The following is a 23,354-nucleotide window of genomic DNA, read 5'->3' as shown; positions in this document are numbered from 1 at the left end:
CGATGCTGCGCAATGACCACCTGGTCATAACCTCGACGGGGAGGCGGCGCATGGGCGAGGTCTGCATCATCGGGGCGGGGTCCTCCGGCATCGCGGCCTGCCAGGTGCTCGCCGAACGCGGCATCGGCTTCGACTGCTTCGAGGTCGGCTCCGAGGTGGGCGGGAACTGGCGGTACGGCAACGACAACAACATGTCCTCGGCGTACCGGTCCCTGCACATCAACACCTCTCGCCAGCTGATGCAGTACGCCAGCTACCCGATGCCCGAGGACCTGCCCGCCTATCCCAGCCACTTCCAGATCGCGCGCTACTTCGACGACTTCGTCGACCACTTCGGGCTGCGCGAGCGGATCACCTTCCGCACCGAGGTCACCGCCGTGCGGCCCGCACCGGGCGGGGGCTACGAAGTCACCACGCGGCAACGGGATTGCGGCACCGAGCACACCGAGCACTACCACTCGGTGCTGGTCGCCAACGGCCACCACTGGAACCCGCGCTGGCCCGATCCGGCCTTCCCCGGGGCCGACACGTTCACCGGGGAGCAGGTGCACTCCCACCACTACCGCGAGTTCCAGCCGTACGTGGGCAAGCGCGTGCTGGTACTGGGCATCGGCAACTCCGCCTGCGACATCGCGGTGGAGACCTCGCGCGTGGCGGAGCGGACCTTCCTGGCGATGCGGCGCGGGGCACACATCCTGCCCAAGTACCTGTTCGGCGTGCCCACCGACCACCTCACCACCTCGCCGGTGGCCAAGGGCCCGTTCTGGTTGCGGCGGCTGACCCTGCGCCTGCTGCTCGCGGTGGCGCGCGGCAGGGTCACCGGCTTCGGCCTGCCCGAGCCGGACCACAAGGTGCTCTCGGCCCACCCGACGATCTCCGACGACCTGCTGACCCGCCTGGGCCACGGGGACATCGCCGTGCGGCCGAACATCGCCCGGTTCGAGGGCGACACCGTGCACTTCGTGGACGGCTCCAGCGAGCGGATCGACGTTGTCGTGTACTGCACCGGGTACCGGATCACCTTCCCGTTCCTGGACGAGTCGGTGATCACCAGCGCGGACAACGAGGTCGCGCTGTTCCACCGGGTCGTGCCCCCGGACCACCCCGGGCTGTACTTCCTGGGCCTGATCCAGCCCCTCGGCGCGATCATGCCGCTGGCCGAGGCCCAGTCGCACTGGATCGCCGACCTGATCCAGGGCCGGGTCCGGCTGCCCGGCACCGCGGCCATGCACCGGGAGATCCGCGAGTACCGGGCCGCGCTGCGGCGCCGCTACGTCAGCTCCAAGCGGCACACCATCCAGGTCGACTTCCTGGACTACCTCGCCGAGCTGCGCAGGGCCCGTGCGGTTGACAGCCGCCCGAAGCCGTCGGTTACCGTCCAGTAATGCTGGAAGATGAGAAGCTCGTGTCCCTGTCCGTCGAGGTCAGGGGACACGTCGCCGAGGTCACGCTGCTCGGGCCCGGCAAGGGCAACGCCATGGGGCCGGACTTCTGGCGCGAGCTGCCGCTGGTGTTCGGCGCCCTGGACGCCGACCCGCAGGTCCGCGCGGTCGTGCTGACCGGCAGCGGCAAGCACTTCTCCTACGGGCTGGACCTGCCCGCCATGATGCCCAGCTGGGCCGAGCTGCTGGGGGACGGCGCGCTGGCCGAGCCGCGCACCCGCTTCCTGGACGACCTGCGCCGCCTTCAGCAGGCCGTCACCTCGGTCGCGGCCTGCCGCAAGCCGGTGATCGCCGCGGTGTCCGGCTGGTGCATCGGCGGCGGGGTGGACGTGGTCGCCGCCGCCGACATCCGGGTGGCCAGCGAGGACGCCAAGTTCAGCGTGCGCGAGGTCAAGGTGGCCATCGTCGCCGACCTGGGCAGCCTGCAGCGGCTCGCCGGCATCATCGGCGAGGGCCATCTGCGGGAGCTGGCCTTCACCGGCAAGGACGTGGACGCCCGCCGCGCCGAGCGGATCGGCCTGGTCAACGACGTGTACCCGGACCAGGAGGCCACGCTGCGGGCCGCGCGCGAACTGGCCGCCGAGATCGCCGCCAACCCGCCGCTGGTGGTGCAGGGCGCCAAGGACGTGCTCGACGCCGTGCGGGGCCCGCAGGTCGCCGCCGGTCTGCGCTACGTCGGCGCCTGGAACGCCGCGTTCCTGCCCAGCAAGGACCTGGGCGAGGCCGTGCAGGCCTTCGTCGAGCGCCGCCCGCCGGAGTTCCAGGGCCGCTGAGAACGGGACTCGTCGCCCTGTGGGCGGGACTCGCCGGCTTCGTGCCCGCGAGTCCCGCCCACAACCGCGCGAGTCCCGCCCTGCGGCGCGTGAGTCCCGCTCTCAGGCGCACGAGTCCCGCTCAGCCGCCCGCGAGTCCCGCTCTTGAGCGTGCGAGTCCCGCCCTGCCGCCTGCGAGTCCCGCTCTGGTGCCTGCGAGTCCCGCCCTGCCGTGCGCTCGCCGCGGCCAACTCGTCAGGACTCCCACTCCTCGGCCAGCACCGCGTAGACCAGCTCGTCGCACCACTCGCCCTTGACGAACTCGTTGCGCACGAAATGCGCCTCGCGCCGCATCCCGAGCCGTTCCATCAGGCCCGAGGACGCGGTGTTGCGCGCGTCGCAGCGGCCGATGATCCGGTGCAGACCGTGGTCGTGGAAACCAGAACGCAGCACGGCCCGCGCTGCCTCCCCGGCGTAGCCCCGGCCGTGGTGCGCCGGGTGGAACACGAACCCGATCTCACCCGTCCGGTGCTCGGCGCTGACCAGGGCGACCTGCACGTCACCGATCAGCTCCCCGGTCTCGCGCAGCACGACCGCGTGCTCGACCACGGCGTGCTCGGCCTCGCCGCTGGCCGGTTCCAGCGAGGTCCGCAGGATGCGCAACCGCAGCGCCTCGCGCACCTCCTGCTCGGAGCGGGGTTCGTAGTACAGGTACCGCGTGACCTCGGGGTCGGACTGGACCGCCCGCAGGCCCTCGAAGTCGTCCTCGGTGAAGGCGCGCAACAGCAGGCGCTCGGTCTCGATCGGCCGCACTCATCCCCCCAGTGCCTGGCCCACCACCTCCCGGGCCTCCTGCTGGATCGTGGCGAGGTGCTCGGGGCCGGTGAAGCTCTCAGCGTAGATTTTGTAAACGTCCTCAGTACCCGAAGGACGGGCCGCGAACCAGCCGTTTTCCGTGACGACCTTGAGCCCGCCCAGCGCCGCACCGTTGCCAGGAGCGCTGGTCAGCCGCGCCGTGATCGGGTCGCCCGCGAGCTCGGTCGCGGTCACCGCCTCGGGGGACAGCTTGCCCAGCGCGGCCTTCTGCTCGCGGGTCGCCGGTGCGTCCACCCTGGCGTAGGTCGGGGCGCCGAAGCGCTCGGTCAGCTCCACGTACCGCTGGCTGGGCGAGGCACCGGTGACCGCGGTGATCTCCGCCGCGAGCAGGCAGAGCAGCAGCCCGTCCTTGTCGGTGGTCCAGACCTGGCCGTCGCGGCGCAGGAACGAGGCGCCCGCGCTCTCCTCCCCGCCGAAGGCCACCGAGCCGTCCAGCAGGCCGGGCACGAACCACTTGAAGCCCACCGGCACCTCGACCAGCCGCCTGCCCAGGCTCGCGGTCACCCGGTCGATCATTGAGGAGCTGACCAGGGTCTTGCCCACGACTGCCGCCGCCGACCAGCCGTCCCGGTGGCGGAACAGGTAGTCGATGGCCACGGCGAGGAAGTGGTTCGGGTTGAGCAGACCGGCGTCGGGGGTGACGATGCCGTGCCGGTCGGCGTCCGCGTCGTTGCCGGTGGCCAGGTCGAACTCGGCGCGCCGGGAGATCAGCGAGGCCATCGCGCTCGGCGAGGAGCAGTCCATCCGGATCTTGCCGTCCCAGTCCAGGGTCATGAACCGGAACGTGCCGTCCACCAAGGGGTTCACCACGGTCAGGTCCAGCCCGTAGCGATCGGCGATCTCCGACCAGTAGGCAACGCTGGCCCCGCCCAACGGGTCCGCGCCGATCCGAACGCCCGATGACCGGACCGCCGCCAGGTCCACGGCCTCGGCCAGGTCGCCGACGTAGGCGTCGAGGAAGTCGTAGGTCCCGGTGGTGTCGGCCGCACGTGCCCTGCCGTAGGGGATGCGGCGCACGCCCTTGAGGTCCTGGGCCAGCAACTCGTTGGCGCGGTCCTGGATCCAGCGGGTGATGTCGGTGTCGGCCGGTCCGCCGTTGGGCGGGTTGTACTTGAAGCCGCCGTCACGCGGCGGGTTGTGCGAGGGGGTGATCACCACGCCGTCCGCGGTGTCGCGGCCCCGCGCGTTGTGCACCAGGATCGCCCGGGACAGCGCCGGGGTGGGCGTGTAGCCGTCCCTGCTGTCGACCAGCACGCGGACCCCGTTGGCGGCGAACACCTCCAGCGCGGAGACGAACGCGGGCTCGGACAGCGCGTGCGTGTCCTTGCCCAGGAACAGCGGGCCGTCGATGCCCTTGCCCGCGCGGTACTCGCAGATCGCCTGGCTGGTCGCCAGGATGTGGTTCTCGTTGAAACCACAAGCGAACGAGGAGCCCCGGTGCCCGGAGGTGCCGAAGGCCACGCGCTGCTCGGCCACGGCCGGATCGGGTTGGTCGCGGTAGTACGCGGTCACCAGTTTCGCGAGGTCGACCAGGTCTGATGGGCTTGCGAGCTGGCCGGCCCTGGGGTCCACGGACATCAACGCTCCTCGGCATCGGTGATCGACGCGCGCATTGTCTCACCCAGCTGGCGGTTTCCCAGGCACCCCGCGATGCAATCAGGTATTCGGGGCAACCGGGGGCAGTGATTGAGGACGGGCATGACAGGATCAGGACCGGGGCGGCGTGGCCGCGCCACCATCGAGGACGTGGCCAGACTGGCGGGTGTGTCCCGGCAGACGGTTTCCCGTGCGGTCAACGACATGGCGGAGATAACCCCCAGCACCAAGCAGCGGGTGCTGGAGGCCGTGCGCACCCTCGGGTACCGGCCGAGCAGGTTCGCGCGCGGACTGGTCAAACAGGACACCACCACCGTCGGGCTGATCATCTCCGACCTGGTGAACCCCTTCTTCCCCGAGGTGGCCGCCGGGGTGCTGGCCGCGGCCGAGAACCGGGGCTGGCACGTGGTCGTGTGCGACACCCAGTACCGGCTGGACAAGGAGCTGAGCGCGCTGGAGGTGCTGGCGCACCAGGCCGACGCGATCGTGGGCTACCTGGGCAGCCCCGACGAGGTGCTGGAGCGGCACGCCGCCGGGGTGCCGCTGGTGCTGCTGGAGCGGTCCAGCCAGTCGCCGCGGCTCGGGTCGGTGGGCATCGACGTGGAGGCCGGGGTCCGTGCGGGCATGCGCCACCTGGTGTCCAGCGGGCACACCCGCATCGGCATGCTCGACGGGGCGCCCTACCCCGCGCAGAGCGCGCAGAACGACAGACGGCTGCACTTCCTGACCGTGGCCGAGGAGTTCGGGCTGCCGGTGGACCAGCACTGGGTGCACGTGTGCGACCAGTCCGTGCTGGGCGGGTTCACCGCGATGGACGAACTGCTCACCGAGCACCCCGACACCACCGCCGTGTTCGCGTTCAACGACCTGATCGCCGTCGGCGCCGTGCAGGCCGCGCGCCGCCGTGGCCGCGGCGTGCCCGAGGACTGCGCGGTGCTCGGCTTCGACGGGCTGCAACTCGGGGAGCTCATCGACCCGCCGCTGACCACCCTGCACATCGACAAGCGCCGACTCGGCGAGCTCGCCGTGGAGCAGGTCGCGCTGATCCTCGCCGACCGCGCCCCCAGCCCCGCCCAGCGCCCCGTGGTGCGCCCCCAGCTGGTGGTCCGCCGCTCGGCGTGATCGCCGCTCTACCGATGAACATCCCCCGCCACTCCCAGGGGGGCGACCCCGGTACCAGTCTACCGCCCACCCCCGACAGTTGATCTTCGCCAAGATCCACATGTGGATAAGTCGGCGCCGGTGGACAACCCGGTCGGACCTGTCGTCAAGGGCACCTTCGAGACGCTGAACGTCTCGAAGGTGCCCTTCGTGACGGCGCGGCGGCGCCCGGTGGCGACCCGGCCCGGTGGTGCGGCGGCGCCCCGCCAGTGTCGCGAAGGTGCCGTTCAGGGCGGTCAACGTCCCAAAGGGCACCTTCGTGACGGCGCGGCGACCCCGCCCACCAGCACAACCGGGGGTTGACCGGGTCGGCGGGCGGCCGACCAGGTATGGATTAGGGCATGAGGCGTGTGTTCGACGCGGTGCTGGACCGGTTCGCGGCGGCCGACCCCGGCGCGATCCGGCTGCGCATGGCACTGCGCACCCTGGTCAGCGTGGTGCTGGCCATCGGCGTGCTGGCGCTGACCGGCCAGGCGATCACCGCGGTCATGCTGGGCACGATCGTGGCGATGATGTCGGCGATGTCGGTGAACGACGCGAGCACCGGGGCCAAGGCGGTGACCTTCCTGCTGCTGCCGGTCGCGGCGGGCGTGTCGATCACGGTCAGCGCGTTGCTGGAGCCCTTGCCGACCGTGGCCGACCTGGTCTTCCTGGTGATCATCTTCATCGCGGTGTACCTGCGCAGGTACGCCCCGCGCGGGTTCGCGGTGGGCATGGTCGCCTTCATGACCTTCTTCTTCTCGCTGTTCATCCACGCGGTGCCCAGCCAGCTGCCGCAGCTGCTGCTGGCGATCGGGGTGGCGCTGGCCTGCTCGGCGCTGGGCCACTTCGTGCTGCTGCCGCGCAGGCCGCGCCTGGTGCTGCGCCGCGTGGTGGCGGCCTTCCGCGCGCGCATGGGGCAGCTGGTGGAGGCGGTGGCGCACCTGGTGGAGGCCCCCGACGAGCGGCGCCAGGAGGTGCTGCGGCTCAGGGTGACCCGGCTGCACGAGTGCGCGCTGATGATCGAGGCGGAGCTGGCGAGCCTGGTCGGTGAGGACCAGTTCGAGGCGTGGCAGACCGACGTGGTGGACGTGGAGCTGGCGGGGGAGCGGCTGGCGGTGGCCGCGCGGCGGGCGGTGTGCGTGCAGCTGCCGCCGCAGGTGCGGGCGGCCCTGGTGGCCGAGCTGTACGAGTTGCGGCGGCTTGCCGGTCGGGACCCGCGCCCGGCGATGGCCTTCGAGGACGAGCTGTCCATGGACCGGCTCACCGACTACGGCCGCATGCTCGACGCCCTGGACGGCGGACCGGCCGTCAACGGCCTGCGCCGCGCCGTGCGGGAGCTGGCGGTGAGCATCACCAGCGCGCGCCGCGAGCTGGAGACCGACCTGCCGCCCGCGCTGGAGGCGGACAAGCCGGAGGAGGCGGGCAGGCACCGCAGTGTCGAGGAGCAGGACGAGCCGGAGGAGCAGGCCGAGGGCTCGACCGGGCTGCGGCTGACCACCAGGCAGGCGATCCAGGCGACCGTGGGCGCGGGCCTGGCGATCCTGGGCGGGGAGCTGCTGTCCGAGCAGCGCTGGTACTGGGCGGTGATCACGGCCTTCCTGGTGTTCGCGAACACGACCTCGCGCGGGGACATCCTCATCCGCGGGTTCCGCCGCACCGTGGGCACCCTGCTGGGCATCCTCGCGGGCATGGTGGCGGCCACCCTGGTCGCCGGGCACGCCCAGCTGATCCTGGTGCTGATCGTGGGCTGCGTGTTCCTCGGCGTCTACGTGGTCCAGGTCTCCTACGGCCTGATGACCTTCTTCATGACGATGATGCTCGGCCTGCTCTACAGCCTGCTGGGGACCTTCACCCCGGAGCTGCTGGTGCTGCGCCTGGAGGAGACGGCCATCGGCGCGGTGGCGGGCGGGCTGGCGGCGGTGCTGGTGCTGCCCACGCGGACGCGGGCCACGATCCGCTCGGACGTGGCCGAGGTGCTGCGCGGGCTGCGCGAGTTCGTGGACCACTCGGTGGGCCTGCTGCGCGAGGCCGAGGCGGTGGACCTGATCGACCAGACCAGGGAGATCGACAAGCGGTTCGCGGAGCTGCGCAAGGCCGCCGAGCCGATGGTGCACGTGATCAGCCCCTACCGGGCGCAGCGCAGCGACCTGCGCCGCCTGCTGACCCTGTTGGCCAGCTGCACCTACTACGCGCGCAGCCTGGCCGCCAACGCCGAGCCCGCCCTGCTGGCCGGGGACGAGCGGCTGCCCAGGACCGGGCAGCGCATCGCGGGCAACCTGGACCGGCTGATCGCGGCGCTGGACCCCGACACCGAGCAGGCGCCCCGCGAGGTGGTCGCGGGCGACAGCCTGACCAGCCACGTGCGGCCCAGGCACCTCGCCGAGGACCCGGCCGAACCGGACGAGGCGGCGGCCCGGCTGGTCACCGCGGCCTTCGACCACCTCGACGAGCTGGTCCTCGCGCTGGGCCGCCCGCTCGGGCTGGAGGCCGACGCGGCCACCGAGCCCAGTGAGGACACCGACACCACCACCGCCCGGCTGCTCGGCCAGGTCCGCGACGACCGGGGCAGGCCGCTGGCCGAGGCCGCGCTGACCCTGGTCGACCAGCGGGGCCGCCAGGTCGGCCGGTCCAGCCCCGCCGACGACGGCAGGTACCGCATCGAGGTGCCCGCGACCGGCACGTACCTGCTGGTGGCCTCCAGCCCCGGCAGGCAGCCCACCGCCGACCTGGTCACCCTCGGCGCGGGCCCGCACACCCGCGACGTCGTGCTCATCCGGGATCCTGAGGCGTGGCAAGGGGAAGCTTCGTGACGACCAAGCGTGGCAGCAAGAAGCAGGCCAAGCGCGAGCGGAACCCGGCGGCCCTGCCCGAGCTGAGCGCGGCGGAGCTCGCGGCCGAGTTCCTCGCTGACAACGAGGTCCGGGACGAGGAGGTCGTGGACCTGATCATCGAGCACGGCTTCGAACGGCTCGGGCACCCGCTCGCCGTGAGCCCCCGGGGACTGCGCGACCTGGTGTCCTGGGCCGTCAACGGGGAAGCCGTGTACGAGGAGATCGCCGCGCTGCCGGAAGTACTGCCCCGGTGGGCGGAATGGGCCGCGCGGCGGGGCCGACTGTCCGAAGAGGACAGAACGGAACTGGTGGAGCAGCTGCCCTACATCACGGCCCGGTGCGAGCAGGAGGTCGAGGAGTTCCGGCACGCGGTGCACTCGTTCCAGTCCTACTTGGACGGTGTGGATCCCGGTGACGCCGAGGCGGTGGCCGAGGCGGTCGCACGCCGGGGCTTCGCGGTACCGCAGGAGCCGACCTCGCTCGACCCCGCCGACGAGGAGGACCGCGGCCTGCTGGTGCGCTCCCGCGAGTCCGAGCCGGCGGCCGAGGCGGTCGCGAACCAGTTGTGGCACAACGACCCGCCGCAGGTGTGGCAGGCCGCGCAACGGCTGTTGGACGCGGGCGTGGACCGGGACGCGGCGTTCCGGCTGCTGGCGCGGACCCTGCGGCAGCACCCGGACCGGTACGTGCAGGCGCTCGCCGAGCTAGGGCGCTGACTCGCCCCGCACCGACTCCAGTTGCGCGGTGATCGCCGCCATGATCCGCTCGTTGGCCTCGCGCACCACGGCCGCGGTCGGCTCCAGCCCGTACAGGTCCGACAGGTCGACCGGCGGGCCGGCCTGCACGCCGATCGCCTTGCGCGGCAGCAACTTCGGGAAGTAGACCTTGCGCGGAAGCAGGTGTTGGGTGCCCCAGTGGCCGATCGGCACCACCGGCGCGCGGGTGGCCAGCGCCAGCCGTGCGACCCCGCTCTTGGCCTGGGCCACCGAGGGCCAGCCGTGGGGATCACGGGTGAACGTGCCCTCGGGGAAGAACAGCACGCACTGCCCGTCCTCGATCGAGCGGACCGCGTCCCGGTAGGCGTCGGTGGCCTTCGTGCTGCCGCGGTGCACCGGGATGTGCTTGCCGGAGCTGAGCACCCAGCGCACCACGGGGATGCGCCACAGGCTCGCCTTGGCCAGGTAGCGCGGAATCCGCCCGTGCGAGAGCACGTACGCCGTCACCGTGACCGGGTCGGCGAAGGACAGGTGGTTGCTGGCCACCAACACCGGGCCGCTGCTGGGCAGGTGCTGGCCGCCGCGCCAGCTGGACCTGGTGAACACCATGACGAACGGCCACAGCAGGTCGATCGCCAGGCTGAACCAGAAACCGCGGCCACGCCGGGGCAGGCGGGCCGTCAGCGCGAGCTTGGCCCGCACCCCTCTCGGCGCGGTGTCGACCTCTCCGGGAACCAGCACACCCTACTTTCGCACGGGGCTCGTCCCGCGGTTCTCACCCCCGGGGGTGCCATGAAAGTGCCGTTCCTGGCGTTCAACGCCAGGAACGGCACTTTCATGGCACTGGGGCTCAGGTCGCCGACCGGGCCAGGTCCGGGCGTGCCGAGCCCGCACGGCGCACCGAGCCGCCGGTGATCCGGTCGGCGGCCAGCCTGCCGGAGATCAGTACCGGCGGGATGCCCACCCCCGGGGTCGTGCCGCACCCGGCGAGCACCACGTTGTCGATGCCGCGGATCAGGTTGCGCGGCCGGAACGGCCCGGTCTGCGCGAAGGTGTGCGCCGCGGCGAAAGGCGTGCCCGCGGCCAGCCCCATGTCCGCCCAGTCGGCGGGGGTCAGCAGCCGCTGCACGCGCACGGAGGAGTCGAAGCCGGTGAGCCCGCGCCGCTCCAGCTCGGCGACCAGCTCGTCCCGGTAGGCGGGCCCGACCCGCTCCCAGTCGATCGGCCCGCGCTCGAGGTTGGGGCAGGGCGCGAGCACGGACAGCAGGTGCCTGCCCTCGGGCGCCAGCGAGGGATCGGTCAGCGTGGGCGTGCTGATCAGCAGCGAGGGGTCGCTCATCAGCCGTCCGGTGCTGGTGATCTCCTCGAAGGTGCGCCGCCAGGCCGCGCCGAAGGAGAGGGTGTGGTGCGCCAGTTGCGGCCACGCCCGGTCGACCCCGGCGTGCAGCACCACCGCGGAGGGCGACCAGCGCAGCGGGGCCAGCCGCCGGGGCATGTAGCCCAGCAGCCGGTACGAGGCGAGCAGGTCCGGGGTCAGCACGACGGCGTCGCAGGGGATGCGCTCCCCGTGCGTGGTGCGCACGGCGGCCACCCGGGAGCCGATCCGCTCCAGCCAGGCCACCGAGGTGCCGTACCGGAACTCCGCGCCGGCCCTGGCGGCCGACCCGGCCATGGCCTCGGGCACCGCGCGCATGCCGCCGCGCGGGAACCACACCCCGGCCACGGTGTCCATGTACGCGATCACGGCGTACGCGGCCAGCGCCCGCTCCGGCGCCACCCCGGCGTAGAGGGACTGGAAGGAGAACAGCCGCCGCAGCCGCCGGTCGCTGACGAAGCCGCCGATCTTGGCGCCGAGGCTGCCGAAGGCCCCCATGCCGACCAGTTTCGCCAGCGAGGGGCCCACCAGGTCCAGCGGGGAGTCGAAGTTGGCACCGATGAAGCGGTCCCGCTCCACCTGGTACAGCTCGGTCAGCCAGCGGCGCAGCCTGCGGTAGCCCTGGGCCTCGGTGGGCCCGGCCACCCGCCGCACCTCGGCCTCCATCGCCTCGGCCTCGCTGTGCACCTGGATGCTGCTGCCGTCCGGGAACTGGGCCAGGTACGCCGGGTGCAGCGCGACCAGGTCCAGCCGCCGCGACAGCGAGTCGCCGACGGCGTGGAACGCCTCGTCCAGCAGCTCCGGCATGGTCAGCACGGTGGGCCCGGTGTCCAGCCGGTAGCCCTCCAGGTCCAGCTGGCCCGCACGGCCCCCGGGCACCCGGTCCCGCTCGATCAACGTCACCTGGCGGCCCGCGCCCAGCAGGTGCAGCGCGGCGGACAGCCCGGCCAGCCCGGCGCCCACGACCACCACGTGGTCGGTGCGCCCCTTGACGGTCCTGGTCATGGCGTCAGTGAGTACGTCGCGTCGCGGCCACCGCCAGCGCGGCCAGTCTGCTCTCGGCGGGCTCCGCCAGCTCGGTGGCCCGCAGCGTGGCCAGCGCCCGCTCGGTCAGCTCGCCGATCCTCGCCTCCACGGCGTCCACCGCGCCCAGTTCCACCAGCAGTTCCCGCACCGCGTCCACCCCCGGCTCGTCCAGGTCGGCCCGCCCGATCGCCTCCCGCAGGGCCCGCGCCCGCGCGTGCTGCCCGCCCTGCTCGGCCCGGGTCAGCCCGAGCGAGACCAGCAGGGTGCGCTTGCCCTCGCGCAGGTCGTCGCCCGCTGGCTTGCCGGTGACCTCGGGGTCGCCGAACACGCCGAGCAGGTCGTCACGCAGCTGGAAGGCCAGCCCGATGTCCACCCCGAACCGGCGCAGCCCGTCGACCAGTTCCGGCCCGGCACCGGCCAGGGCCGCGCCCAGGTGCAGCGGCCGCTCCACGGTGTAGGCGGCGGTCTTGAGCCGGTCCACCCGCAGCGCCGCCTCCGGGGAGGAGTCGGCGCGCGCCTGGGTCAGCACGTCCAGGTACTGCCCGGCGAGCATCTCGGTGCGCATCGCACGCCACGGCCCGGCCGCCCTGTCCAACTGGGCACCGCTCAGACCGGACTCGCGGAGCATGTCGTCGGCCCACGCCAGCGCGAGGTCGCCGAGCAGCACGGCGGCGGCCTGGCCGAACCGTTCCGGGGCACCCGCCCAGTCGTTGGCCCGGTGCCGCTGGGCGAAGGCCACGTGCACCGTGGGCGAGCCGCGGCGCACCGCGGAGGCGTCCATCAGGTCGTCGTGCACCAGGGCGCAGGCCTGGATCAGTTCCAGCGCGCTGACCGCGCGCACCACCGCCTGGGTCTGCGGGCCGGACGGGTCCCCGCCCGCGCCCCGCCAGCCCCACCAGGCGAAAGTCGGCCGGATGCGCTTGCCGCCGCCGAGCACGAAGGTCGCCAGCGCGTCCACGGCGACCCCGAAGCTGTCCTCGATCCGCGCCGCCTCCGTGCGCCGCCCGCCCAGGTAGTCCACGAGCGCGCGCTCCACGTTGTCCAGCAGCGCGGTGTCCTGCGGGTGCGGTTCGGGCGCTGAGGCCGCCTGCGGCGCGACCGGCCGGACCTCGGCCCGGGCCGCGTCGAGGGTGCCCGGCTTACTCATGCCCAAACCTCCGAGTGAACGATGGGGGAGTCCCTACAAACAGTACGTGCCACCCCGCAAGGGGTGCTGCCGGAGGCACTGCTCCCTCTACTGTTGACCACATGACGTCGGTGGTCGAGCGGCTCAGCGGGCCAAGGCCCGTGTTCTCCGTGGAGTTCTTCCCGCCACGGGACGCCGCGGACGAACAACAGCTGTGGCTGGCGATCCGCCAGCTCGAAGGCCTGGATCCTGCGTTCATGTCGGTCACCTACGGTGCGGGCGGTTCCAGCAGGGACCGGACGATCCGCACCACGGGCCGTGTGGTGCAGGAGACCTCGCTGCTGCCCATGGCGCATCTCACAGCGGTGGACCACTCCGTGGCCGAGCTGCGCAACGTGATCGGCTGGTACGCGGCGGTCGGCGTGCGCAACGTGCTGGCGGTGCGCGGGGACCCGCCCGGCGACCCCAACGGCGAGTGGGTCAAGCACCCGCAGGGCCTGACCTACGCCGAGGAGCTCGTGCGGCTGGTGCGCGACCTCGGCGACTTCTGCGTGGGCGTCTCGGCCTTCCCGTACGGCCACCCGCGCTCGCAGGACCTGGACACCGACACCGAGTACCTGGTGCGCAAGTTCCGCGCGGGCGCGGACTTCGCCATCGCCCAGCTGTTCTTCGAGGCCGAGGACTTCCTGCGGCTGCGCGACCGGATGGCGGCGAAGGGCTGCGACTCCCCGCTGCTGCCCGGCATCCTGCCGCTGACCACGGTGCGCACCCTGCGCAAGACGGTGGAGCTGTCCGGGGCCCAGGTGCCGGCCTCGATCGCGCGCAGGCTGGACCCGTTGCAGGACGACCCGGTGGCCTTCCGCGCGGAGGGCATCGACATCGTCACCGAGCTGTCCCAGCGGCTGATCGACGAGGGCGTGCCGGGCGTGCACTTCTACACCTTCAACCGCTCCAAGGCCACCACTGAGGTCGTCGGCAGGCTTGGGCTGTTGCCCGCACGGGCCTGAATCGCCGAAAACAATCATTCGGGCGGGTGACACACCATTGTGTTACCCGCCCGATTTCGTAGCGACACGCCCACGGATCAGGTCATCACTCAATAGGAGTATCGAGGGCGCGGAATTCTGTTGAATGACGGTAGTTTGCCTCCCGGGCGAGTTTCGCCCCGATGGAGACTTGCTACTCAAGGAGTGTGGAGTCCGTGCTGAAGAAAGCCGGAATGATCGCTGGCGTCGCCGCCGGTCTGATGATCGTTGGTTCGCCGGCGTTCGCGGGCACCCCCGGCCACGACCTGGTCATGCACGACGGTGGGGACACCCAGGTGACCCACTACTTCCCGATCCAGATCGTGGACAACCACGTCCCGGTGTCCAGCGAGGAGTACGTGGACGGTGGCGAGGGCCACGCCAACGCCTCCAACGTGATGGGCGGTGGCGGCGACCTGCAGGAGACCGACTACCTGCCGGTCCAGATCGCGGGCAACACCCTGCCGATCAGCAGCTTCCTCGACTACGTCGGCTCCCCGGCCGCGAACAGCTCGAACACCGCTGGCTGATTTCCGCGGCAGAAAAACGGGGCGGCGCCACACTGTGGCGCCGCCCCGTTTTTCGTTTCGATTTCACCGCCGGGTCGCGGCCACCCGCCGGGCCCGCAGCGCGCGCCGGTGTGCCAGCACCGCCAGCCCGCCGACCACCGCCACCGAGGCCACCAGCACCCCGGCCACCAGCACGCTCCAGCGCAGCCACTCGGCGGTGGCCAGGGTGGACAGGTCCGAGGTGGCCGCCAGCGCGGTGACCGCGCCCGCCTTGGGCTGCCAGTTGACCGTGGTGTCGCTGACCGAGCCGGTGGCGCTGGTGGGCTCGGCCGGGAACGTGACGCTGATCCGCACGTCGCAGCGTTGCGCGGGCACCTTGCTCAGGTCCACCGACCCGGTGAAGGCCACCACGTCGCCGACCCTGCGCACCGACAGCGCGTAGCTGCCGCGCACCGGGCTCGACCCGTTCACCAGGTTCGTGACCTGGTCGAAGTCCAGCCCGCTGAAGGACAGTTGGGTGCCGACGTAGCCGTCGGCGGAGTAGGGCTGGATCAGCACCTGGTCGCCCAGGTCCCCGGGGATCGACAGCTGCGGGCCGCGGTCGGTGGGGGAGGTGGGCACCGAGGCGGCCACCACCGTGCCGGAAACCTTGTAGTCCGGGGACACCACCATCGTCGCTTGCATGCGCACGCAGCCGCTCAGCGCCGCGACCAGCACAGCGGCCACGGCCGTTCGGAGCAGGACCTTGCGCCCTGTGACCCAGTACACTCGGTTATCGTCCCAGCAGGCAGGTCGCAGGCCTGGGATCACCGCCCGAAGGGGGTACGGCCGCGCGTTTCGCGGCAGGTAGCGTGCGGCCATGGTTTCCACCCGACGAGGCGTGCACCAGATCAGCGACGACTACGTCGCGGACTACGCCGCACTTGACCCCAACGCCGCAACCCAACTCGGCATCACGGGGCACGACGAGGAACTCACAGACTTCTCGCCGGAGGGGCACCTCGCCAGGGCGGAGCTGACCGAGCGCGCCCTGCGCGAGATCACGGCCACCGAGCCGGTGGAGGACTCCGAGCGCGCGGCCAAGGCCGTGTTCCTGGAGCGCTCCGGGCTCAGCGCGGAGATCCACGAGGCCGGTCTGGACCTGTCCTCGCTCAACGTGATCGCCAGCCCGGTGCAGGACCTGCGCCAGCTGTTCGACCTGATGCCCACCGACACCCCCGAGCAGTGGGAGACCATCGCCACCCGGCTGGCCAAGGTGCCGTGGGCACTGGCCGGGCTGCGCACCTCGCTGGCCACCGCGGCCGACCGGGGCGTGGTCTCGGCGCAGCGCCAGGTGAGCAAGGTGATCGAGCAGTGCGAGACCTGGTCCGGGCTGCGCGGCGGGCGCTCCTTCTTCGCCTCGATGATCGAGGGCGCCCAGGTCGGCGACGCCACGCGCACCCGGTTGGAGACCGGGGCCAAGGCCGCCGCCGAGGGCTACGCCGACCTGGCCGGGTTCCTGCGCGACGAGCTGGCCGCCCGCGCGCCCGAGGCGGACGCGGTCGGTGAGGACCACTACCGGCTCAAGTCGCGCTACTTCACCGGCGCGCGGCTGGACCTGGTCGAGGCGTACCAGTGGGGCTGGGAGGAGTTCAGCCGCCTGGAGGCCGAGATGAAGCAGGTGGCGAACCGGATCAAGCCGGGCGCCACCCTGGCCGAGGCCGCCGCCGCGCTGGACGCCGACCCGCGCTACCAGCTGCACGGCCAGGACGCGCTGCGCGACTGGATGCAGGGGCTGTCGGACAAGGCCCTGGCGGACATGCGGGACGTGCACTTCCACATCCCCGAGCCGCTGATGACCCTGGACTGCCGCATCGCCCCGCCCGGCGGCGGGGTCGGCGCCTACTACATCGGGCCAACCGACGACTTCTCCCGTCCCGGCGCGATGTGGTGGTCGGTGCCCGCCGACCGCGAGCTGTTCTCCACCTGGCGGGAGACCACGACCGTCTACCACGAGGGCGTGCCCGGCCACCATCTGCAGATCGCCACCGCCGTGCACAACTCCGAGCAGCTCAACCGGTTCCAGCGCCTGCTGTGCTGGGTGTCCGGGCACGGCGAGGGCTGGGCGCTCTACGCCGAGCGGCTGGTCCGCGAGCTGGGCTACCTCGACGACGACGGGGACCTGCTCGGCATGCTCGACGGCCACCTGTTCCGCGCCGCGCGGGTGATCGTGGACATCGGCATGCACCTGGAGCTGGAGATCCCGCGCGGCACCGGCTTCCACGAGGGCGAGCGCTGGACCCCCGAGCTGGGCCTGGAGTTCCTGCTGACCCGCACGATCACCGACCCGGCACACGTGCACGACGAGATCGACCGCTACCTGGGCTGGCCCGGCCAGGCCCCGTCCTACAAGCTGGGCGAGCGGCTGTGGCTGTCGGCCCGCGAAGCGGCCAAGGCCAAGCACGGCGCGGACTTCGACCTGAAGGCCTTCCACCGCCAGGCACTGGAGATGGGCTCGATGGGCCTGGACACCCTGCAGGAGCGGATCGTCGAGCTCTGACCTGAAAACCCCGCGTGTCGGCGCTTCGCGTGCGGTGTGTCGGCGCTTGGTGGGCGGTTTCCCAGTTTGCGGGATCGCGCCCCGGAAGCGCCGACACGCGGTCCCGGAAGCGCCGACACGCGCTGAATTCGCACGCGAGTCCCGCCCACGGGCGGGTGAGTCCCGCTCAGGGCTGGGTTGGCGCCAGCGGCAGGGTGCGGCCCAGCACGGCGAACGGCCTCGGGTCGCCCGCGAACTGGTAGTGCCGCAGCACGTCCTCGAAGCCCAGCCTGCGGTACAGCCGCCACGCCCGGGTCGGACCCTCCGGAGTGGACAACAGCACCCGCTCGTTGTCCACACCGGACAGCAAGGCGCGCAACAGTTCCGCGCCGATGCCCTGCCCCTGGGACTGCGGGCTGACGTGCAGCTCGGTCAGCTCGTAGTAGTCGCGCATCCACTCGTCCACGACGGGCGGGCTGGCCACGGCGGACAGTCCGCGCCGCACCTGCTCGTGCCACCACTGCCCGTTGGCGCCCTGGTAGCCGTAGCAGATGCCGACCAGCGCACCCTGCGAGTCGACCGCGCCCACGCAGCGCCAGCCGATCCGCACCATGTGGGCCAGCCACATCGGCGCCCGCTGCTGCGCGGTGCCCGCCGGGTAGCCCATGGCCGACACGTACAGGTTGAGCGCCTCGGGCAGCCGCGCGCGCAGTGATTCGGCGGTGAACTCGACCAGCCGCTGCGCCGGTGCCGCCGTCACGACAGGGCCTCGGCCTGCTCGCCGACCGCCGCCGCACTGCCGCCGGTGATGGCCACCAGCTCGGCGAAGCTGGTCGGGAACACGGCCTTCGGGTGCCCGGCCGCCGCCCACACCACCGGGTAGGTCGCCAGGTGCTCGTCCACCAGCGTGCGGATCGGCGCCGGGTGGCCCAGTGGGGAGACCCCGCCGATGACCTGCCCGGTGTGCTCGCGCACCGACTCGGGGTCGGCCCTGCGCACCTTCTCGGCGCCGACCAGTCCGGCGACCTTGTCGGTGTCCGCGCGGTGCGCCCCGGAGGTCAGCACCAGCAGCGGTTTGCCGTCGGCGAGGAAGAACAGGCTGTTGGCGATGGCACCGACCTCGACCCCCAATGCCTGTGCCGCGGCCGCCGCGGTGCGGACCGCGTCATCGAACACGACCACTCCACTGGCCGCCCCGTCTGCCCCGGCGGCCAGGAGTGCGGTGCGGACCGCGCTGATCCCGGGGTGCTCCTGCTCACTCACGGGTCCATCAGACCACGCGGGCCCAACTCGCGGGGATCGGGGTTGAACGCGGGCCACCCCACCGGGTAACGTGAGTCTAGTCGAACACGTGTTCGACACCCCGCCGGCTTCCCCACGGCGGAGACGTCGAGTTTCCGCGACGCCGTGAGGAGGCCACTCATGTCCGTGCCAGTCCGCTTCCCGACCGCCTCGATGTTCGACCCCGCCGACAACCGTCCGGCCAGGCGGCTGCGTGCGGTGCCCTCGCCCGGCCCCTCGCCCACCGCCCGCAGCCTGCTCGCCCAGGCCAGGCAGGGCCTGCTCGGCGCGTCCCGGGAGGCCGACGCCGCGGAGCGGTTCGTGCAGGCGCACCTGGCCGCGCTGCGCGGGGCCGCCGCGGTGCTCGCCCTGCGCGGGCGCCCGCACCGCACCAAGACCAAGCCGACCAGCGCCTGGGTGCTGCTCGCCTCGCTGGCCCCCGAGTTCACCGAGTGGGCCACGTTCTTCCAGGCCTGCTCCCCGACCAGGGCCGCCATCGAGTCCGGCATCACCCGGCTGGTCAACCCCAGGGCCTCGGACGACCTCGTGCGGCAGGCCGGCCAGTTCCTGGACCTCGTCGACCGTGCCGTGCACGGGGCGGGGGCGTGACCGGGCGGGCCCTCGTCGACCACGACCTGCTCCTCGAAGTACTGCGCGCCGAAGTGGGTCTGCTGGCCCGCTCCGCCGAAGGCGCGCGCCCCGAGCTGCCGGTGCCCGGCTGCCCGGGGCTCACCCTGGGGGAGACGGTCCGGCACGTCGGCGGGGTGCACCGGATGGCGCTGGCCTGGTTGCGCGGGGGCACCCGTCCCGTGCACTGGCAGCGGCAACCGCCGGTGGGCCGCGCGCTCACCGAGTTCGTGCTCACCGGGCTTGCGGAACTGCTGGCGGAGTTGGCCGCGCACCCGGCCGAGGAGGTCTGCTCGACCTGGTGGACCGTGGACCAGACCTACGGGTTCTGGCGCAGGCGCATGGCGCACGAGGCCACGGTGCACCGGGTGGACGTGCAGGGCGCCGCGGGGTTGGAGATCGACCCGATCGACGAGCAGATCGCGCTGGACGGCATCGACGAGGTGCTGACCCTGTGGTTCGCGCACCGGCTCACGGTGCTCGGTGTGTCCGGCACCGCCTCGTGCAAGGTGGCCGTGCAGGCGGCCGGGCACACCTGGCTGGTCAGTGCCGGGCCGAAGGGCACCGCCGCGTGGCGCACCTCGGAGGCCGACGCGGCCCAGGCGCAGGCGGTGATCACCGGTTCGGCGCGGGACGTCTACCTGTGGCTGTGGGGGCGTGTGTCCAACCGGCACGTGCGCGTGCAGCGTGATCATGACGCGGTGGCACAGGTGTGGGCGCTGTTGCGGCTGGCGACTCGGTGAGCCAGGGGCGGGATCTTCTTTCCCTGTCCAGATCCCGCCCCGCCCGCTCAGTACCGGGCTTGACCTGGAGCGCGCTCCAGCGGGCAGACTGCCCGCGACACCAACACAGGGGGGAACCTGATGCGTTACCGCACGATCGGCACCGATCCGCGCACGCGTCGTGAGGTGAGTGTGCTCAGCCTGGGCGCGATGCTGTTCGGCACCACCACCGACGAGCCGACCGCGTTCGCGATCCTGGACCGCTACGTGGAGGCGGGCGGCACCTTCATCGACACGTCCAACAACTACGCGTTCTGGAACACCGGCCGCCAGGGCGGGGAGAGCGAGCAGTTGCTCGGCCGCTGGCGGCGCAGCAGGGGGATCGGCGGCGAGATCGTGATCGCCACCAAGCTGGGTGGGCGGCCGCTCGTGCCGGGCAGGACCTTCACCAACCAGGAAGGCCTGTCCGCCAAGGTGATCCGCGAGTCCTCGGAACGCAGCAGGGAACGACTCGGTGTGCCCACAGTGGACTTGCTGTACGCGCACATCGAGGACGATTCGGTGCCGTTGGCCGAGACGGTGCGGGCCTTCGCCGAGTTGGTCGCCGAGGGCTCGGTGGGCCTGCTCGGGGTGAGCAACCACTGGACCTGGCGGGTGGAGCGGGCCAGGAACCTCGCTGCCGCGGCGGGTCTGCCCGGGTACGAGGTCCTCCAGTACCACCACACCTACCTGCGTCGGCGCACCGATCTGCCCGGCAGGCGGTCGGTGGACGGCAACCAGGGCGTGGCCGGGCCGGACCTGCTCAGCTACCTGCGCGCCGAGCCCGGGCTGACGATGGTGGCCTACACCCCGCTGCTGTCCGGGGCCTACGTGCGCGAGGACCGGCCGCTGGACTCCTCCTTCGCCCACCCCGGCACCGCGGCGAGGCTGGCCGCGCTGCACGAGGTCGCCGGGCAGACCGGGGCCACGGTCAACCAGGTGGTGCTGTCCTGGCTGATCGGCGGCGAGGTCCCGGTGATCCCGCTGATCGGCGCCTCCTCGGTGGCCCAGCTGGACGAGAGCCTGGCCGCGGTCGACCTGGACCTGACCGCGGAGCAACGCGCCCTACTGGACGGCGCCAATGCTTGAGATCGGCCCGCTGCGCGAGCAGGACCGCGAGCGCTGGGAGGTACTCGCACGCGGCTACAAGGCGTTCTACCAGACCGAGATCTCCGACGAGGAGTACGAGCTGACCTGGTGGCGGCTGCTGGCCGCCGAGGAGGTGCACGGCATCGGCGCCCGGCACGAGGGCAGGCTGGTGGGCATCGCGCACTTCCTGTTCCACGCCAACGTGTGGTCGGCGGGCGCCTGCTATCTCCAGGACCTGTTCGTGGACGAGGCGGCGCGCGGTCTGGGGGTCGCGCGCCGCCTCATCGCGCACGTGGCCGAACTGACCCGTGCGCGCGGTCTGCCCCGGCTGTACTGGAACACCAAGCAGGACAACGCAACGGCCCGCGCGCTGTACGACAAGGTCGCGCGGTTCAAGGGCTTCGTCGTGTACCAACACGGTCTCGACTGAACCGACCCCGGCTGGCACACTGCCAGCATGCAATATATCAGTCGGCTGGACCGGCCGCTGCTGCGCGATCAGGCGCTGGACGCGATCCGGCGTGCGATCGTGGCCGGTGACCTGCTGCCCGGTGAGGCGATCAAGGACGTGGACCTCGCCGAGCGCATGGGCCTGTCCAGGACCCCGGTGCGCGAGGCGCTGACCAGGCTCGCCGAGGAGGGGCTGGTCGAGTCCAAGCCGCACAGCTACACCCGGGTCACCCCGCTGGACCCCGCCGCGGTGCGGGACGCGCACCAGGTCGTGCAGGCCATGCACGCACTGGCACTGCGCCTGGCCGTGCCGCGGCTGAGCGCCGAGGACCTCGCGGAGATGCGTGCCGCCAACGGCCGGTTCAAGCGCGCGATGCGGGCCGGTGAGGTCGCCGCCGCACTCGACGCCGACGACGAGTTCCACGCCGTGGCCGTGCGCTGCTGCGGCAACTTCGCCATCGCGGCGACCATCCAGCGCTACACCCCGTTGGTGCGCAGGCTTGAGCACCAACGGTTCTCCGCTGCCTGCGGGCACGACTCGGTGCGCATGCACGCGCAGATCGTGGATGCCTGCACGGCCGGGGAGGCCGAACTCGCGGCCCGGCTCGTCGAGCAGAACTGGGCGACCCTGGAAGGGGAGATCGATGAGGCTTGAGGACTACCCGCGCTACCCGCTGCTGTTCGGCCCCTCGCCGGTGCACCCGCTGAACCGGCTCAGCGCGGAACTGGGCGGCCCGCAGATCTGGGCCAAACGCGAGGACTGCAACTCCGGACTGGCCTACGGCGGCAACAAGACCCGCAAGCTGGAGTACCTGCTGGCCGACGCGCTGGCCAAGGGCTGCGACACGCTGGTGTCCATCGGCGGGGTGCAGTCCAACCACACCAGGCAGGTGGCCGCCGCGGCGGCGCGGGCCGGGCTGCGCTGCGTGCTGGTCCAGGAGAGCTGGGTGGACTGGGCCGACCCCGGCTACGACCGGGTGGGCAACATCCAGCTCAGCCGCCTGATGGGCGCGGAGATCAGCATCGTGCGGGCCGAGTTCGGCATCGACGTCAAGCAGAGCTGGCAGCAGGCCGTGCAGCGGGTGCGGCAGGAGGGCGGCAAGCCGTACCCGATCCCGGCCGGTGCCTCGGAACACCCGTTGGGCGGCTTGGGTTTCGCCTCCTGGGCGCGGGAGGTGCGGCGGCAGGAGGCCGAACTCGGCGTCTTCTTCGACACGGTGGTGGTCTGCTCGGTGACCGGCAGCACCCAGGCGGGCATGATCGCCGGCTTCGCACTGGACGACCGGCCGCGCCGGGTGCTGGGCATCGACGCCTCGGCGGCCCCGGAGCGGACCCGTGCGCGGGTGGCTGCCATCGCCAGGGGCACCGCCGACCTGATCGGGGTGGGCGAGCTGCCCGAGGTGCTGCTGGACGAGCGCTTCCACGCGGGCACCTACGGGGTGCCCGACGAGGGCACGCTCGCCGCGATGGGCATGGCCGCCAAGCTGGAGGGCATGATCACCGACCCGGTGTACGAGGGCAAGTCGATGGCCGGGCTGATCGGGCTGATCCGCTCCGGGGAACTGGGCGGGGACAACACCGTGCTCTACGCGCACCTGGGCGGCCAGCCCGCGCTCAACGCCTACAGCTCGCTGCCCGGCTGAGCCGCTTGACAGGGATCGCTCACCTTCTTAGTCTCTTAGTTATCGAGAGACTTTGAAGGTGAGTCGCTTGCGATGCGAGGTAGTTGCCCGATTCCTGGAGAGGAACACAGAGATGGACACCACGCAGCCCGTTGCGGTGCAGGCCCACTACACGGCCGTCAAGAAGCTGGGGCACTGGACCACCGCCCGCCGGTTCGAGGTGCGTGCCCGGCGCGGCATGGCCGTGCTGGACCTGCGCTCCCCGCGGATCGAGCAGGGCGAGATCGAGGTCCGGCTGGACCTGGACCACTCGATGGTCAAGCTGCTGCTGCCCGAGGACGCCGTGGTCGACCACTGGGACCTGCACTGGCTGGGCCGGGGCAGGGTCAAGGACCACGAGGCCCCGCGAGCCGAGGGCGGTCGCAGGGTCCGGCTGGTCGGCGAGATCCGGCACGGTGAGGTCCGCGTGCGCCGCGGCGGCATCGCCATGCTGTCGGCGATGTTCTCCCGTGCCTACGTCGAGGACCTGCGCCGGGCGCACCGCGAGGGCGGCATGCCCACCGTGGACGACCCCACCCGCGTGGCCTGA

The 23,354-nt window shown here is 72.1% G+C and carries 23 protein-coding genes; 15 read left to right on the top strand and 8 right to left on the bottom strand.

Annotated features, from left to right (window positions below; translation table 11 throughout):
• Positions 1 to 50 precede the first annotated feature (50 nt).
• Both KALB_RS33130 and KALB_RS33125 read left to right on the top strand, forming a co-directional pair.
• On the top strand, positions 51 to 1,385 hold the full coding sequence (locus KALB_RS33130) for a flavin-containing monooxygenase (RefSeq protein WP_025359974.1): 1,335 nt from the start codon (positions 51 to 53) through the stop codon (positions 1,383 to 1,385).
• Positions 1,385 to 2,215, top strand: coding sequence for a crotonase/enoyl-CoA hydratase family protein (locus KALB_RS33125; RefSeq protein ID WP_030110701.1), 831 nt, complete (start codon positions 1,385 to 1,387; stop codon positions 2,213 to 2,215). The genes KALB_RS33130 and KALB_RS33125 overlap by 1 nt, the downstream gene beginning before the upstream one ends.
• A gap of 234 nt (positions 2,216 to 2,449) precedes the next feature.
• Here KALB_RS33125 and KALB_RS33120 read toward each other — a convergent pair whose 3' ends face one another.
• Together KALB_RS33120 and pgm are read right to left on the bottom strand one after the other, a co-directional pair.
• Positions 2,450 to 3,007 carry a GNAT family N-acetyltransferase gene (locus tag KALB_RS33120; protein ID WP_025359972.1) on the bottom strand — a complete coding sequence of 186 codons (558 nt, stop codon included), beginning with the start codon at positions 3,005 to 3,007 and terminating at the stop codon, positions 2,450 to 2,452.
• The gene (pgm, locus tag KALB_RS33115; protein WP_025359971.1) at positions 3,008 to 4,648 is read right to left on the bottom strand and encodes a phosphoglucomutase (alpha-D-glucose-1,6-bisphosphate-dependent); all 1,641 of its coding nucleotides are present in this window, start codon (positions 4,646 to 4,648) and stop codon (positions 3,008 to 3,010) included.
• A 120-nt stretch (positions 4,649 to 4,768) separates the two neighbouring features.
• Here pgm and KALB_RS33110 point away from each other — a divergent pair, with 120 nt between their 5' ends.
• The 3 genes from KALB_RS33110 (at position 4,769) to KALB_RS33100 (ending at position 9,356) form a co-directional block, all read left to right on the top strand.
• Positions 4,769 to 5,788 carry a LacI family DNA-binding transcriptional regulator gene (locus tag KALB_RS33110; protein WP_025359970.1) on the top strand — a complete coding sequence of 340 codons (1,020 nt, stop codon included), beginning with the start codon at positions 4,769 to 4,771 and terminating at the stop codon, positions 5,786 to 5,788.
• 380 nt (positions 5,789 to 6,168) lie between these two features.
• Positions 6,169 to 8,619, top strand: coding sequence for an FUSC family protein (locus tag KALB_RS33105; protein WP_025359969.1), 2,451 nt, complete (start codon positions 6,169 to 6,171; stop codon positions 8,617 to 8,619).
• The gene (locus KALB_RS33100) at positions 8,616 to 9,356 is read left to right on the top strand and encodes a hypothetical protein (protein WP_025359968.1); all 741 of its coding nucleotides are present in this window, start codon (positions 8,616 to 8,618) and stop codon (positions 9,354 to 9,356) included. Before KALB_RS33105 ends, KALB_RS33100 begins: the two co-directional genes overlap by 4 nt.
• Here the strand turns inward: KALB_RS33100 and KALB_RS33095 are convergent.
• The 3 genes from KALB_RS33095 to KALB_RS33085 form a co-directional block, all read right to left on the bottom strand.
• Entirely contained in the window at positions 9,345 to 10,097 is a 753-nt protein-coding gene (locus KALB_RS33095; RefSeq protein WP_236650076.1) for a lysophospholipid acyltransferase family protein, read from the bottom strand. The genes KALB_RS33100 and KALB_RS33095 overlap by 12 nt on opposite strands.
• A gap of 109 nt (positions 10,098 to 10,206) precedes the next feature.
• A complete protein-coding gene (gene crtI, locus KALB_RS33090; protein ID WP_025359966.1) occupies positions 10,207 to 11,736 on the bottom strand; it encodes a phytoene desaturase family protein in 1,530 nt (509 codons plus the stop codon).
• Between the two features lie 4 nt (positions 11,737 to 11,740).
• Positions 11,741 to 12,904 (bottom strand): polyprenyl synthetase family protein, encoded by a 1,164-nt coding sequence (locus KALB_RS33085; RefSeq protein ID WP_025359965.1) that lies wholly within the window; start codon positions 12,902 to 12,904, stop codon positions 11,741 to 11,743.
• Positions 12,905 to 13,005: 101 nt separating this feature from the next.
• On the opposite strand from KALB_RS33085, the gene KALB_RS33080 reads away from it, so the two are divergent.
• Together KALB_RS33080 and KALB_RS33075 are read left to right on the top strand one after the other, a co-directional pair.
• A complete protein-coding gene (locus KALB_RS33080; RefSeq protein ID WP_025359964.1) occupies positions 13,006 to 13,890 on the top strand; it encodes a methylenetetrahydrofolate reductase in 885 nt (294 codons plus the stop codon).
• Between the two features lie 194 nt (positions 13,891 to 14,084).
• Complete coding sequence (locus KALB_RS33075) at positions 14,085 to 14,438, top strand: hypothetical protein (RefSeq protein WP_148309751.1); 354 nt, start codon at positions 14,085 to 14,087, stop codon at positions 14,436 to 14,438.
• Between the two features lie 63 nt (positions 14,439 to 14,501).
• On the opposite strand, the gene KALB_RS33070 is transcribed toward KALB_RS33075, so the two are convergent.
• Positions 14,502 to 15,185: an LppM family (lipo)protein gene (locus tag KALB_RS33070; protein ID WP_025359962.1), complete on the bottom strand. Its 684-nt coding sequence runs from the start codon at positions 15,183 to 15,185 to the stop codon at positions 14,502 to 14,504.
• Between the two features lie 91 nt (positions 15,186 to 15,276).
• On the opposite strand from KALB_RS33070, the gene KALB_RS33065 reads away from it, so the two are divergent.
• Positions 15,277 to 16,956 (top strand): DUF885 domain-containing protein, encoded by a 1,680-nt coding sequence (locus KALB_RS33065; RefSeq protein ID WP_025359961.1) that lies wholly within the window; start codon positions 15,277 to 15,279, stop codon positions 16,954 to 16,956.
• 166 nt (positions 16,957 to 17,122) lie between these two features.
• Here KALB_RS33065 and KALB_RS33060 read toward each other — a convergent pair whose 3' ends face one another.
• Positions 17,123 to 17,695 carry a GNAT family N-acetyltransferase gene (locus tag KALB_RS33060; protein ID WP_025359960.1) on the bottom strand — a complete coding sequence of 191 codons (573 nt, stop codon included), beginning with the start codon at positions 17,693 to 17,695 and terminating at the stop codon, positions 17,123 to 17,125.
• On the bottom strand, positions 17,692 to 18,198 hold the full coding sequence (locus tag KALB_RS33055) for a YbaK/EbsC family protein (protein WP_025359959.1): 507 nt from the start codon (positions 18,196 to 18,198) through the stop codon (positions 17,692 to 17,694). Before KALB_RS33055 ends, KALB_RS33060 begins: the two co-directional genes overlap by 4 nt.
• 159 nt (positions 18,199 to 18,357) lie before the next feature.
• Here KALB_RS33055 and KALB_RS33050 point away from each other — a divergent pair, with 159 nt between their 5' ends.
• The 7 genes from KALB_RS33050 (at position 18,358) to KALB_RS33020 (ending at position 23,354) form a co-directional block, all read left to right on the top strand.
• Positions 18,358 to 18,825 (top strand): SAV_6107 family HEPN domain-containing protein, encoded by a 468-nt coding sequence (locus KALB_RS33050; protein ID WP_025359958.1) that lies wholly within the window; start codon positions 18,358 to 18,360, stop codon positions 18,823 to 18,825.
• Complete coding sequence (locus KALB_RS33045) at positions 18,822 to 19,586, top strand: maleylpyruvate isomerase N-terminal domain-containing protein (protein WP_025359957.1); 765 nt, start codon at positions 18,822 to 18,824, stop codon at positions 19,584 to 19,586. Before KALB_RS33050 ends, KALB_RS33045 begins: the two co-directional genes overlap by 4 nt.
• A gap of 120 nt (positions 19,587 to 19,706) precedes the next feature.
• Positions 19,707 to 20,693: an aldo/keto reductase gene (locus tag KALB_RS33040; protein ID WP_025359956.1), complete on the top strand. Its 987-nt coding sequence runs from the start codon at positions 19,707 to 19,709 to the stop codon at positions 20,691 to 20,693.
• Positions 20,686 to 21,123, top strand: coding sequence for a GNAT family N-acetyltransferase (locus KALB_RS33035; RefSeq protein WP_025359955.1), 438 nt, complete (start codon positions 20,686 to 20,688; stop codon positions 21,121 to 21,123). The genes KALB_RS33040 and KALB_RS33035 overlap by 8 nt, the downstream gene beginning before the upstream one ends.
• Before the next feature lie 27 nt (positions 21,124 to 21,150).
• Entirely contained in the window at positions 21,151 to 21,798 is a 648-nt protein-coding gene (locus KALB_RS33030; protein WP_025359954.1) for a GntR family transcriptional regulator, read from the top strand.
• Complete coding sequence (locus KALB_RS33025; protein WP_025359953.1) at positions 21,788 to 22,786, top strand: 1-aminocyclopropane-1-carboxylate deaminase; 999 nt, start codon at positions 21,788 to 21,790, stop codon at positions 22,784 to 22,786. The genes KALB_RS33030 and KALB_RS33025 overlap by 11 nt, the downstream gene beginning before the upstream one ends.
• A 112-nt stretch (positions 22,787 to 22,898) precedes the next feature.
• Positions 22,899 to 23,354, top strand: a complete 456-nt coding sequence (locus KALB_RS33020; protein ID WP_025359952.1) for a hypothetical protein — start codon at positions 22,899 to 22,901, stop codon at positions 23,352 to 23,354.

This window comes from Kutzneria viridogrisea DSM 43870 (assembly GCF_000525635.1).
In the GTDB taxonomy this organism is placed as follows: domain Bacteria; phylum Actinomycetota; class Actinomycetes; order Mycobacteriales; family Pseudonocardiaceae; genus Kutzneria; species Kutzneria viridogrisea.
The sequence above is the reverse complement of the archived record's forward strand: the minus strand, read 5'-3'. Positions and strand labels throughout refer to the sequence as shown.